This is a genomic window from Virgibacillus sp. GM2-2 (assembly GCF_055329585.1).
This window is the reverse complement of sequence record NZ_JBUZWC010000159.1, coordinates 1-237: the sequence shown is the minus strand read 5'-3', so window position 1 is coordinate 237 and position 237 is coordinate 1. Positions and strand designations below refer to the sequence as shown.

At 62.0% G+C, this 237-nt stretch carries 1 protein-coding gene; it reads left to right on the top strand.

What is annotated here, in order from left to right; translation table 11 throughout:
- A partial coding sequence (locus ACY9Z2_RS19365) for a secretin GspD/PilQ domain-containing protein (RefSeq protein WP_463611304.1) occupies positions 1 to 237 on the top strand: 237 nt, incomplete at both ends.

The window sequence follows — 237 nt, the reverse complement described above, 5'->3', positions numbered from 1 at the left end:
CGCGTGCGCAACAAGGAAAAGGCGCGGATCCAGATCGGCGACCGCGTGCCGGTGATCACGACGACGTCGACGGCGACGGGATTCGTCTCCGAGTCGGTCGCTTACCTCGACGTCGGCCTCAAGCTCGAGGTCGAGCCGGCGATCTACCTCGACGAGGAAGTGGCGATCAAGGTCAATCTCGAAGTCTCCAACCTCGTGCGCGAAATCGTCAGCAAGAGCGGAAGCTTGTCCTACCAG